General features: G+C 73.6%; 11 protein-coding genes. 4 read left to right on the forward strand and 7 right to left on the reverse strand.

Annotation, left to right across the window (positions count from 1 at the left end; all coding sequences use genetic code 11):
- Window positions 1–27: 27 nt before the first annotated feature.
- A complete protein-coding gene (locus AAG589_RS17600) occupies window positions 28–1,227 on the forward strand; it encodes an NAD(P)/FAD-dependent oxidoreductase (RefSeq protein ID WP_430568573.1) in 1,200 nt (399 codons plus the stop codon).
- Between the two features lie 177 nt (window positions 1,228–1,404).
- On the opposite strand, the gene AAG589_RS17605 is transcribed toward AAG589_RS17600, so the two are convergent.
- The 5 genes from AAG589_RS17605 to AAG589_RS17625 all read right to left on the reverse strand — a co-directional run bounded on the left by AAG589_RS17605 (window position 1,405) and on the right by AAG589_RS17625 (window position 5,735).
- On the reverse strand, window positions 1,405–2,169 hold the full coding sequence (locus tag AAG589_RS17605; RefSeq protein WP_430568574.1) for an ABC transporter permease: 765 nt from the start codon (window positions 2,167–2,169) through the stop codon (window positions 1,405–1,407).
- The gene (locus AAG589_RS17610; protein ID WP_430568575.1) at window positions 2,169–2,954 is read right to left on the reverse strand and encodes an ABC transporter ATP-binding protein; all 786 of its coding nucleotides are present in this window, start codon (window positions 2,952–2,954) and stop codon (window positions 2,169–2,171) included. Before AAG589_RS17610 ends, AAG589_RS17605 begins: the two co-directional genes overlap by 1 nt.
- A 29-nt stretch (window positions 2,955–2,983) precedes the next feature.
- Window positions 2,984–3,823 carry a DUF4097 family beta strand repeat-containing protein gene (locus AAG589_RS17615; RefSeq protein ID WP_430568576.1) on the reverse strand — a complete coding sequence of 280 codons (840 nt, stop codon included), beginning with the start codon at window positions 3,821–3,823 and terminating at the stop codon, window positions 2,984–2,986.
- Between the two features lie 76 nt (window positions 3,824–3,899).
- The gene (locus AAG589_RS17620) at window positions 3,900–4,421 is read right to left on the reverse strand and encodes a histidine kinase (RefSeq protein ID WP_430568577.1); all 522 of its coding nucleotides are present in this window, start codon (window positions 4,419–4,421) and stop codon (window positions 3,900–3,902) included.
- A 105-nt stretch (window positions 4,422–4,526) separates the two neighbouring features.
- Window positions 4,527–5,735, reverse strand: coding sequence for a cobalamin-independent methionine synthase II family protein (locus AAG589_RS17625; RefSeq protein ID WP_430568578.1), 1,209 nt, complete (start codon window positions 5,733–5,735; stop codon window positions 4,527–4,529).
- A 114-nt stretch (window positions 5,736–5,849) separates the two neighbouring features.
- Between AAG589_RS17625 and AAG589_RS17630 the strand changes: the two genes are divergently transcribed.
- Complete coding sequence (locus AAG589_RS17630) at window positions 5,850–6,629, forward strand: class I SAM-dependent methyltransferase (RefSeq protein WP_430568579.1); 780 nt, start codon at window positions 5,850–5,852, stop codon at window positions 6,627–6,629.
- Window positions 6,630–6,647: 18 nt separating this feature from the next.
- Here the strand turns inward: AAG589_RS17630 and AAG589_RS17635 are convergent, their stop codons facing one another.
- A complete protein-coding gene (locus tag AAG589_RS17635; RefSeq protein ID WP_430568580.1) occupies window positions 6,648–7,526 on the reverse strand; it encodes a VOC family protein in 879 nt (292 codons plus the stop codon).
- 111 nt (window positions 7,527–7,637) lie between these two features.
- On the opposite strand from AAG589_RS17635, the gene AAG589_RS17640 reads away from it, so the two are divergent.
- Both AAG589_RS17640 and AAG589_RS17645 read left to right on the forward strand, forming a co-directional pair.
- Complete coding sequence (locus tag AAG589_RS17640; RefSeq protein ID WP_430568581.1) at window positions 7,638–8,909, forward strand: endonuclease/exonuclease/phosphatase family protein; 1,272 nt, start codon at window positions 7,638–7,640, stop codon at window positions 8,907–8,909.
- Between the two features lie 110 nt (window positions 8,910–9,019).
- Complete coding sequence (locus AAG589_RS17645; RefSeq protein ID WP_430568582.1) at window positions 9,020–10,150, forward strand: ScyD/ScyE family protein; 1,131 nt, start codon at window positions 9,020–9,022, stop codon at window positions 10,148–10,150.
- Between the two features lie 66 nt (window positions 10,151–10,216).
- Here AAG589_RS17645 and AAG589_RS17650 read toward each other — a convergent pair whose 3' ends face one another.
- Window positions 10,217–11,758, reverse strand: coding sequence for an MFS transporter (locus AAG589_RS17650; protein ID WP_430568583.1), 1,542 nt, complete (start codon window positions 11,756–11,758; stop codon window positions 10,217–10,219).
- Window positions 11,759–11,783 lie beyond the last annotated feature (25 nt).

Here is an 11,783-nt window from a genome sequence, read left to right on the forward strand (position 1 = left end):
TGGCACGGGACGACGAAGGAGAACGAGATGGCTCGCAAGACACAGGTCATGGTGGTGGGCGGCGGCTACGCCGGGGTGATGGCGGCGAACCGCCTGACGGCGCGGGACGACGTCGCGGTGACGCTGGTGAACCCCCGCCCCACGTTCGTGGAGCGGATCCGGCTGCACCAGCGGGTGGCGGGCACGCACGGCGCCCTGGTGGAGTACCGGGACGTGCTGGCCGACGCGGTGCGGCTGGAGGTCGCGACCGTGGAGCGGATCGACGCCGGCGCGCGGCGGCTGGAGCTCGCCGACGGCGGCACCCTCGCGTACGACTACCTCGTGTACGCGGTGGGCAGCACCAGCGCGGCACCCTCCGTGCCGGGGGCCGCGGACCACGCGTTCGCGCTGGCGAGCCTGGAGGACGCCGACCGGCTGGCTCCGGAGCTGGCCGCGGGCCCGACGGCGCGCGTCACCGTGGTGGGCGCGGGCCCGACCGGCATCGAGACGGCGTCCGAGCTGGCCGAGCAGGGCCGCGCGGTGACGCTGGCCTGCGGCGACGTGCTCGGCCCGTACCTGCACCCACGGGGACGGCGGGCGGTCGCGGCGGCGCTCGCGCGCCTCGGCGTGGAGGTCCTCGCCGGGCCGGGCGCCACCGTGACGGCGGTGACGGCGGACGCCGTCCAGCTCGCCGATGGGCGCGACCTCCCCAGCGACGTGACGATCTGGACGGCCGGGTTCGCCGTCCCGGACCTCGCCGCCCGCAGCGGCCTGAGCACCGACGCCGCGGGCCGCCTGCTGACCGACGAGACCCTGACCAGCGTGGACGACGACCGCATCGTCGCCGCCGGCGACGCGGGCGCGCCGTCGGACCGGCCGTACCGGATGAGCTGCCAGGCCGCCGGCCAGCTGGGCGGCCTGGCGGCGAACACCGTGCTGGCGCGGATCGCCGGGACCGAGCCCGCACCGGCCCGGGTCGGTTTCGTCGGCCAGTGCCTCAGCCTCGGCCGCGGGGCAGGCCTGTTCCAGCTCGCGGGCCGGGACGACGTCGCTCGTCCGGCGTACCTCGGTGGCCGCCTGGGGGCCCGCGCCGGCGCGTGGCTCAAGGAGCTCGCGTGCGACAGCAGCGTCCGAGGCCTGGCCTGGGAGGCGCGCCGGCCCGGCATCCTCCGATACCCGTCGTTCGTCACCGACCCGCGTCGCCGCGAGGACCTGCGCCCCCGCCGCACGGCCGCGATCGCCGGTTGAGCCTGTCGAGACCACCCGATCGCCGGTTGAGCCTGTCGAAACCACCCGATCGCCGGTTGAGCCTGTCGAAACCGCCCGATCGCCGGTTGAGCCTGTCGAAACCCACAGTTGCGGGGTTTCGACAGGCTCAACCAGCGAGGCGAGGTTTCGACAGGCTCAACCAGCGACGATGTCGGGTCAGCTGACCCGGCGGCGGTAGGCGGCCACCGCGAAGGCGTAGGCGACCACGAAGATGCCGACCAGCCAGGCGAGGGCGATCCAGATGTCGTTGCCGACGGGCTGTTCGGCGAACAGGGCCCGGATGGAGTTGACGATGGACGTCACGGGCTGGTTCTCGGCGAACCAGGCGACCGGGCCGGGCATCGTGTCGGTGGGCACGAACGCCGAGCTGATGAACGGCAGGAAGATCAGCGGGTAGCTGAAGGCGCTCGCGCCGTCGACCGTCTTCGCCGAGAGGCCGGCGATCACCGCGAGCCAGGTGAGGGCCAGGGTGAACAGGACGAGGATGCCGGCGACGGCGAGCCATGCCCCGAAGGACGCCCCGGTGCGGAAGCCCATGAGGAACGCGACGCCGAAGACGATCGCGAGCGAGACCAGGTTCGCCACGAGCGACGTGAGGACGTGGCCCCACAGCACGCTCGACCGCGCGATCGGCATCGACTGGAACCGCTCGAAGATGCCGCCCTGCATGTCGAGGAACAGCCGGTAGGCGGTGTACGAGATGCCGGACGCCACGGTGATCAGCAGGATGCCGGGCAGCATGTAGTTGATGTACGAGTCGCCGGTCCCGGTGTCGATTGCCCCGCCGAAGACGTAGACGAAGATGAGCATCAGCGCGATCGGCGTGACCGCGGTGGTGATGATGGTGTCCGGGCTCCGCAGGATGTGACGCAGCGACCGGCCGGTGAGCGTGCCGGTGTCGGCGAGGGCGTGGGTGGTCATCAGGATTCCTTCTCGGTACCGGTCGCACCGACGAGCGAGAGGAAGACGTCCTCGAGGGACGGCTGCTTCTCGACGTACTCGACCTGGGCGGGCGGGAGGAGCTGCTTGAGCTCGGCGAGGGTCCCGTTCTGGATGATCGTGCCCTCGTGCAGGATGGCGATCCGGTCGGCGAGCTGCTCGGCCTCGTCGAGGTACTGCGTCGTGAGCAGCACGGTGGTGCCGCCCTGGGCCAGCTTCTTGACGGTGTCCCACACCTCGATCCGCGCCTGCGGGTCGAGGCCGGTCGTGGGCTCGTCGAGGAAGATGATCGGCGGGTCGCCGATGAGGCTCATCGCGATGTCGAGCCGACGCCGCATGCCGCCGGAGTAGGTGCCGGCGCGCCGCCCGCCCGCCTCGGTGAGCGAGAAGCGGTCGAGCAGCTCGTCCGCGACGGCGCCCGGGTCCTTCAGGTGGCGCAGCCTGGCGACGAGGACGAGGTTCTCGCGGCCGGTGAGGATCTCGTCGACCGCGGCGAACTGGCCCGTGAGGCTGATCGACTCGCGCACGTCGCCGGGCTTCGCCGCGACGTCGTACCCGTGGACGACGGCGGTGCCCGCGTCGGCCTTGAGGAGCGTCGACAGGATCCGCACGAGGGTGGTCTTGCCGGCTCCGTTGGAGCCGAGGAGGGCGAAGATGCTGCCGCGGGCGACGTCGAGGTCGACGCCTCGCAGCACCTGCAGCTCGCCGAACGACTTCTCGATGCCCTGCACCCGGATCGCGGGCTGGGGGGACAGTGCTGTGCTCATGTCCGGTACTCCGATTCCTGGGCGGTGGTTCACGGCCGGCGGACGATGACGTCGCCGAAGCCGGTGCTGGCGTGGATCTCTGCGGTGGCCTCGTCCTCGACCGGCCCCTCGGTGGGGGTCAGCTGGTTGCGGACGGAGCCGTTCTCCGACGAGAGGTCGAGGTAGGCGGCGGTGCCCTCGGGCACCCCGACCTCGATCGAGCCGAAGGAGGACGTGAGCGTGGCGGCGCCGGTCTCGAGGCTGCCCACCCGGATGCTGGCGTGGGCGGACTTGGCCGTGAGGGTGCCGCGCACGCGGCTCACGGCGATGTCGCCGTGCGCCCCGTGCACCTCGAGGGTGCCGGTGACGGAGCCGACGGTCGTGGTGCCGTTGCTCGCGCGGATCGCGCCGTCGCCGGACACCTCGTCCACGAAGACGGACCCGGCGCTCACCTTGACGTCGAGGGAGCCGGTGACGCGACCGGCGGTCGCCGTTCCCGCGGAGACCTTGACGTCGAGCCGGTCGACGTCGTCGACGCGGACGTTGCCGGCCGACAGGGTCATGTCGACGGCGCCGAGCGTGCCTTCGGCGTAGAGCGAGCCGGCCTTGCCGCTCAGCGACGAGCCCTCGGGCAGCTCGACGGTGATGTCGGCGGTGCCGGCCGCGAACGGGAGCACGTACTGCTTCCACGAGCCGGGGTAGGTGATCGAGACGGCGTCGCCGTCGCGGTCGACGCGGACCGCCTCGGCGGCGCGTGCGCTGCCGGACTTGGCGTTGGTGGGCAGCACGGTGACGACGACGTCGTCACGCTCGCCGGCGACCGCGTGCACGTTGGCGAACGGCACGTCGACGAGGACGCGGACGGGCTGGGGTGCAGGGAAAGTGGGCATGACGGGGCTCCAACAGTGGTGTCGGTGTGGTGTCAGGGAGGACGAGGGCGGTGCGGCGCGGTGACGGACGAGACGGTCAGCGCACCCAGCCGGTGACGCGGGCGGAGCCGCGCTGCTGCGGACGGGCCTGCGCGGCCGGGCGTCCGGTGGACTGCTCGAGCGCCGCGGCGACCGCGCGCACGAGCCAGGTGTTGACGGAGATGCCGTCGCGGGCGGCGGCGGTCTCGACCTGCGTCTTGAGGTGGTCCGGCAGGCGCAGGGTGGTGCGGGTGGTGGCGCCGCTCTCCGCTTCCACGGCGGGCGGCTGCACGGCCTGGTCCGCCGCGGGGGCGGGCGCCTCCGGGGCGGCCGGGCGGGCGGGCACCACGACGACGAACTCGGGCGAGCCTCCGCGGAGGCGGATGTCGACCGAGCCGGGGGCCAGCTCGGCGGAGATCTCCCCCGCCGCGTCCGACAGAGCCTCGAGGAGGACGAGCCGGGCGGCGGCGTCGAGCGGGGCCGTCAGGCGGGAGGCCAGCTCCCGCGCCTCGTCCCCGCCGGCGGCGGCCGCGGTGGCGAGCTGGCGCTGGAGGTCGTCGACGTGTCGCGTGATGTCCATGGCTCCACTATGACACCACCGTGGTGTCAACGCAAGAGGGTGTGGCGTCATCTTTGACGCCACACCCTCGGTGCGCCCTCTCGGGCGCGTCAGGCAACCGTGGTGTCAGCGCCAGAGCCGCTCCGACGCGAGCCGCGCGCCGGCCGCGAGGGTCTCCAGCTTCGCCCAGGCGATCTGCGGGTGGATGCGCCCGCCCAGGCCGCAGTCGGTGGAGGCCAGCACGTTCTCGCGCCCGACGCGCGCGGCGAACCGCTCGATGCGCTGCGCCACCAGCTCCGGGTGCTCGACGACGTTGGTCGCGTGCGACACCACGCCCGGCAGGATGAGCTTGCCCTCGGGCAGCGTCACGTCGTCCCACACGGTGAACTCGTGCTCGTGGCGCACGTTGCCGGCCTCGAAGGAGTAGGCGCCGGCGTCGATGTCGAGCATCAGGCGCACGATGTCGCGCATCGGCAGGTCGGTGGTGTGCGGGCCGTGCCACGACCCCCAGCACAGGTGGTACCGGATCCGGTCGGTCGGCAGGCCGCGCAGCGCGTGGTTGAGCGCCTCGACGTGCACCCGCGACCACGCGACGTAGTCCTCGACGCTCGGCTCCGGCGTGATCTGGTCCCACGACTCCGCCAGGCCCGGGTCGTCGATCTGCAGGATCAGCCCGGCGTCGATGATCGCCCGGTACTCCTCGCGCAGCACGTCCGCCCACGCGTACGCGTACTCCTCGTGCGTGGCGTAGTGCTCGTTGACGATGCGGGTCGCCGAGCCCGGCGCGATCGACGTGATGAAGGCGTCGCTCACGCCCGCGGCGTCGGCGGCGGCCTTGAGGTTCGCGGCGTCCTGGGCGACGGCGGCCTGCCCGGTGTACGCGATCGGCCCGGTCACCTTGGGGAAGGAGCCCGGCTTCTTGCGCGTGTAGATGCCGGAGTCCGGGTCGCCGTACGCCTCGGCGAACCGGGCGCGGTCGCGGCGGTGCCCGAACCCGGTGAGGCGCACGTCGCCGGGCGCGGACTGCACGTCCGTCGTCATCCACGACGCGTCGTCGTCGAGCTCGAGCCCGCTGGTGCGCTGGAAGGAGTACGACCACCACGCGCCGTAGTCCACCGGCGACGACATCGACTTGCCGTACTCGCCGTCGTTCACCACGGTGATGCCGGCGTCCTTCTGGCGCCGCACCACGTCCTCGACCGCTCCCCGCAGGAGGGTGTCGAAGCCCGTGGTGTCGCCGCCCTCCTCGCGCGCAGCGTTCGCCGCGAGCAGCTCGGGCGTGCGCGGCAGCGAGCCGGCGTGGGTGGTCTCGATACGGTCCTGGCTGGTCAGCACGGCATCCGTCTCTCGTGTCGCAGGGTGGAGGTCGGGCCGATCGTCGCACGACGGCCTCGCGGACCGGAGGCACGTCTCACGCTCCCTCGGGTGGGCTCGAGTAGCCTCGCGACCATGACACGTGACGCCGGCGGGGCCCCGCGCACGGGGGTGCGGACGTTCGACGACGTGCGTGCCGACGAGCGGGACCGCGCCTACCTGCCCGGCATGAGCAGCGCGTGGAAGATGCCCTGGTACGACGTGCTGAGCTGGTGGCAGCGCGCCGGGCGGCTGCACCGCCGCACCGTCGAGCTCGCCGGGATCACCTCCGGCCAGCACGTGCTCGACGTCGGCAGCGGCACGGGCAACCTGGCGCTGACCGTGCTGCGCGAGGTGCCGGACGCCGACGTGACCGCCCTCGACCCCGACGGCGCAGCACTGAGCCGGGCGGCGCGCAAGGCTCGACGCCGCCTCCGCTGGTCGAGCCGGTCGAGGCCTCGCGGCTCGCTCACGCTCGTGCGGGGCTTCGCCGACCGGCTGCCCGCCGCGGACGCGAGCGTCGACCACGTGCTGTCGTCGCTGGCTCTGCACCACGTGCCGATGGACGAGAAGCGGCGCTTCGCCGCCGAGGTGGCACGCGTGCTGCGGCCCGGCGGCCGCGTGACCATCGCCGACCTCGACGCGCCGGCGCACGACGGCGGGGGCCACGGCGGGCACGGACAGGGGCACGGCGGCCACGACGCGCACCGGCACGGCGGGCATCGGGAGATCGGCGCGAACCAGCACCGCGAGGACAACGCCGACGGCGGCATCCAGCGGCTGCTGGCGGACGCCGGCCTGGCGGACGCGCGGGAGGCCGCGCGCGCCACGTTCCTGGACACGCCCGTGCTGTGGGTGCAGGCGCGCCGCCCCTGACACCCCACCGGCGCCCGCTCAGGAGCGCCCGGCGGCCTCCTCGGCGGCGACGAACTCCGGCGGCGGGGCGAACTGCGAGAGCACCAGGTCGGCACCGAACGGGTCGCGGATCGTCGCCTCCCGCGTCCACGCGGTGTCCTGGGACGCGTGCACGACACCGCCGGCGCGCTCGGCGGCCTCGGCGGCGGCGTCGCGGTCGGCCACGGCGAACACGACCGACCAGCGCGCCGGCCGGTCCGCGGGCAGCACGCCCGCGACGGCGTCGGCGAACCCCGGCGGCACGTGCTGCTGCCGCTCGTGGATGCCCGGGTCCACGGTGCGGGCCAGGTGGTCGCCGTACCCGGGGACGCGGGCCATGCCGACGGCCAGGTCGTCGCTGCGCTCCCAGCCGAGCAGCGGCCCGTAGAACCGCAGCGCGCCGTCGACGTCGGGCGTGAGCAGGTTGCTGAAGTTCCAGGTGCCGGCCTCGTTGACCCGCTGCGCCCCGAGCCGCGTGCCCGCCTGCCACAGCCGGCTGGGCGCGCCCTCCGGGTCGACGATCCGGGCCATCCGGCCGGCGGGGCGCCCCGGCGGGCCGACGTCCTGCGGGGGCGAGCTCACGACTCCGCCCAGGTCCGTGACGCGGGCCGCGGCGGCGTCGACGTCGTCCACGGCGAGGTAGGTGTGCCACGCGGGCTCGCCGTCGTACCCCGGGTCGGGCGTGGCGATCGCCGCGATCGCCGTGGCGTCGGTGCCGTCCCACGACGCCACGGCGTACCGCCCCGGCGCCGCGGGCGGCAGCTTCTCGTCGAACCGCCAGCCGAACAGCGCGCCGTAGAAGGCGAGGGCGGCGTCGACCTCCGTCGTCTCCAGGTCGATCCAGCTCGGGACCCCGTGCGGGTACGTGTGCTGCGTCATCCCGCCAGCGTGCACCGGCCCACCGACACCTCGCAGGGCGACACCGACCGTTCATCCACAGGTCGCCCCGACCCCCTTCCCAGCGCGCTCCCCGCTCCCTACCGTGACGTCATGACCGTTCGCCCTCGTGCCCTCCGGCACCCCGCCGTCGCCCTCACGGCCGCCCTCGCGCTCGGCGCGGGCCTCGCGGCGGCCCCGCTCGCCGCCAGCGCCCGTCCTGGCCACGACGACGCGCGCGGGGGCGGGCACGGGCACGACCGGACGCTGCGCGTCGCGACGTACAACCTCTCGCTGAACCGCGCCACGGAGGGCGAGCTCCGCGCCGACCTGGCCACGGGCGACGACCCGCAGGCCCGCACGGTCGCGGAGGTCATCCAGCGCGCGGACCCGGACGTCGTCCTGCTCAACGAGTTCGACTACGACGGCGCCCGCGCGAGCGTGGACGCGTTCCGCGAGAACTACCTCGAGGTGCCCCAGGGCGGCGCCGACCCGGTGCGCTACCGCTACGCGTACACCGCGCCGTCGAACACCGGGGTCCCCAGCGGCTTCGACCTGAACGACGACGGCACGGTGGGCGGCGGGGACGACGCCTTCGGCTTCGGCGAGTTCGAAGGTCAGTACGGCATGGTCGTGCTCTCGAAGTACCCGATCGACACCCGTCACGTGCGCACGTTCCAGCACTTCCTGTGGAAGGACATGCCGGGCGCGCTGCTGCCGGACGACCCGGCCACCCCCGAGCCCGCGGACTGGTTCTCGCCGGAGGAGCTCGACGTCGTGCGGCTGTCCAGCAAGTCGCACTGGGACGTGCCGGTCCGGGTGGGCCGCGAGACCGTGCACGTGCTCGCCGCGCACCCCACCCCGCCCACGTTCGACGGCCCCGAGGACCGCAACGGGCGGCGCAACCACGACGAGATCCGGTTCTGGGCCGACTACGTGACGCCCGGCAAGGCCTCGCGCTACGTGTACGACGACGAGGGGCGGCGCGGCGGGCTGACGCCGGGCGCGCGGTTCGTGATCCTGGGCGACCAGAACGCCGACCCGCTCGACGGCGACTCGGTGGACGCGGCGGTCGACCAGCTGCTCGACCACCCGCGGATCACGGACCCGCGGCCGACGTCGGACGGTGCCGTCGAGGCGGCCGCCCTGCAGGGCGGCGCCAACGCGACCCACCGCGGCGACCCCGCGCTCGACACGGCCGACTTCGCCGACACCGCGCCGGGCAACCTGCGGGCCGACTACGTGCTGCCGTCGAAGAACCTGCGGGTGCGCGACGCCGGGGTGTTCTGGCCGGCGCAGGCCGACCCGCTGTCACGGCTGACGGGCGTCTACCCGTTCCCGTCCAGCGACCACCGGCTCGTGTGGGTGGACGTCGCGGTCCGCTGACCGCGGGCGGAGAGTTCACCCCGCGGCCGGGCCCCGGGGCAGTGGCGAGCGGGCCTGCGCGCTCGCACGCTCGAAGGTGCTGTCCTTCACCCTCGAGCCCTGGAGATCCCATGAGACGCGCCCTCACCGTGGCCGCAGCAGCAGCGACGGCGCTGCTGCTCGCCGCGACCCCCGCCACCGCGCACGGCGGCAGGCCCACCCCGAAGCCGCCGACCGTCACCGACATCGCCGACGGGCTGGTCTCGCCGCTCACCCTCGCCGCGGGCCCCCGCGGCACCACGTTCGTGACGCAGAACTTCGCCAGCCTGCTCACGTCCGTCGGCCGCGACGGCGCCACCAGGGTCCTGTACACCGGCGGGGCCGGCAACGACGTCGGCGGGGTGTCGTTCTCCGGACGCACCGTGACGTTCACCGAGACCGTCCTCGCGGAGGGGGAGCAGCCCGAGCCCATCGACTCCATGGTCAAGACGCTGCGGGTGGACCGGAACGGCGCCCCCGCCGGGCCGGCGCGCACGCTCGTGGACCTGCGGGCCTGGGAGAACGCCCACAACCCCGACGGGAACGTCACGTACGGCCTGCGCCACGCGCCGCAGTCCTGCCTGGACCAGTTCCCCGCCGAGATGCCCGGCCGGTACACCGGCGTCCAGGACTCCCACCCGTACGCCACGACGACGCGGCACGGCACCACCTACGTGGCCGACGCCGGCATGAACGCCGTCGTGTCGGTGAGCGACCGCGGCCGCGTGCGCGCCGTGGCGGTGCTGCCCGCGCAGCCGGTCCGCGTCACGGCCCAGGCCGCGGCGGCGAACGGCCTGCCCGACTGCGCCGTCGGCCGGACGTACTGGTTCGAGCCGGTCCCGACGGACGTCGAGGTGGGCCCGCGCGGAAAGCTCTACGTCACCACGCTGCCCGGCGGCCCGGAGGACGCCAACCTCGGGGCGCGCGGCGCCGTCTACACCGTCGACCCGCGATGGGGCTCGGTGCGCCAGGTCGCGTCCGGCTTCCTCGGCGCCACCAACGTCGCGGTCTCCCCGCACGGCGAGGTGTACGTGGCCGAGCTGTTCGGCGGCGCGATCACGCAGGCGACGCACCGCGGCCACCGCACCGTCCTCGAGACGCCGCTCCCGGCCGGCCTCGAGTGGGACCACGGTGACCTGCTGGCCACCACCAACGTGCTGCCCGCCGACGACACGACGCCGCCCGACGGCCATCTCGTGCGGATCGACCTGCCGCGCTGGTAGGCCTCGCCGGTCGAGCCAGTGAAGTCCCGCTGGTCGAGCCTGTCGAAACCCCGGGTTTCGACAGGCTCAACCAGCGACGCGGGTCTCGACAGGCTGCTCCCGCCGCGCGGCATCCCACACGCGGATGTCGTCGTAGTCCACCCCCGACAGCTGCCGGACGACGTCGCGCGCGGCCGGCGTCGCCTCGGCGGGGTCGCCGCCCGCCCGCAGCCGGTCGAGCTCGTCCACGAGCGCCGCGTGGGTCTGCCGGGTGAGCCGGAAGGTGCGCGCCACCACCAGGGCGGCGCCGATGAGCAGCGCGACGCCGAGGGAGAGGATCGCGACGATCATCGCCTGCGCGCCGGCGGGCTGCGCCGTCTGGCCGTCGACGTAGCCCGACGCCTCGAGGAGCACGCCGGCGATCATCGTCGCGACGGCCACCGTGGACTTGCGCACGAACGTCATCACCGCGGCGAAGACGCCCGCGCGCTTCCTGCCCGTCACGATCTCGTCGATGTCCGGGACGAACGGGAACACGTTCCACGGCACGAACACGAACACGGCACGGCCCACCTGGTAGACGACGCCGAGCACGGTGAGCCACACCAGCGGGTTCGCCGGCGAGAGGGTCGCGACCACGTACCAGCCCAACGACGTCACGAGGACGATCGAGAAGCCGACCGTCCACAGCGACCGCGGGCTGATCCGCGTGATCAGCCAACCGGCGAGGACGGTCACGAGGATGCCGACCAGGCTCATCGACTGGATCGTGCCGGCCGCGGCGGCCGTCAGCCCGACGACGGACACCACGTAGTACACGAACACCGTGCTCCAGGTGTCCATGGCGGTGAACGACAGCAGGTAGATCGCGAGGTGCTTGCGGAAGGTCTTGACGCGCAGCGTCGAGAGGTACTGGCGCAGCACGGAGACCAGGCTGATCGGCTCGCGCGCCGCGGCGGGCTCGCGGTCGCGGGAGACGAACGTCTCCCACGTGGTCCCCCAGCTGACGAGGATGGCGGCGACGAAGACGGCGGCGAAGATGATCCCGTTGACGAGGAACGGGACGGGCGAGTCCTCGCCCAGGGCCTTGAACAGCTCGGCCGGCACGAAGGTCGCGAGGAACGTCGCGAGGCCCGAGATCACGAGACGCGCCGTCGACATCTTGGTGCGCTCGTCGTAGTCGGTCGTCATCTCGTTGGGCAGCGTCTCCCACGGGATGAGGACGAGCGCCAGGACCAGCTCGAACATCAGGTAGACCGCGAGGTAGTACCAGTACCCCATGCCGGCCACCCACAGCAGCGCGAACGTCACCATCAGCGGCGCGCCCACCAGCATGAGCAGGTGCCGGCGGCCGAACCGCTGCCCCAGCCGCGTGCGGTAGAGCTCGTCGGTGAGGTGCCCCAGGACGAGGCTGACGACGGCGTCGACGACCTTGGCGATCGCGAGGATGGACGCCGCCTGGACGGCGTTGAGCCCGCCGTACGTCGTGAGGAAGAACAGGAGCCAGGCGCCGATGATGGCGAGCGCTCCCCCGCCCACCAGGTCGGTCATCCCGAACGTGATCGCCCGCCCGACGCCGATCCGGCCGCGCGGGGTGTAGATCCGGCGGTGCCGGTGCTCGTCGTGCATGGGTGGTGCCTTTCGGTTCTTGCGT

The organism is Isoptericola sp. F-RaC21 (assembly GCF_038593535.1).
Taxonomy (GTDB): Bacteria; Actinomycetota; Actinomycetes; order Actinomycetales; family Cellulomonadaceae; genus Isoptericola.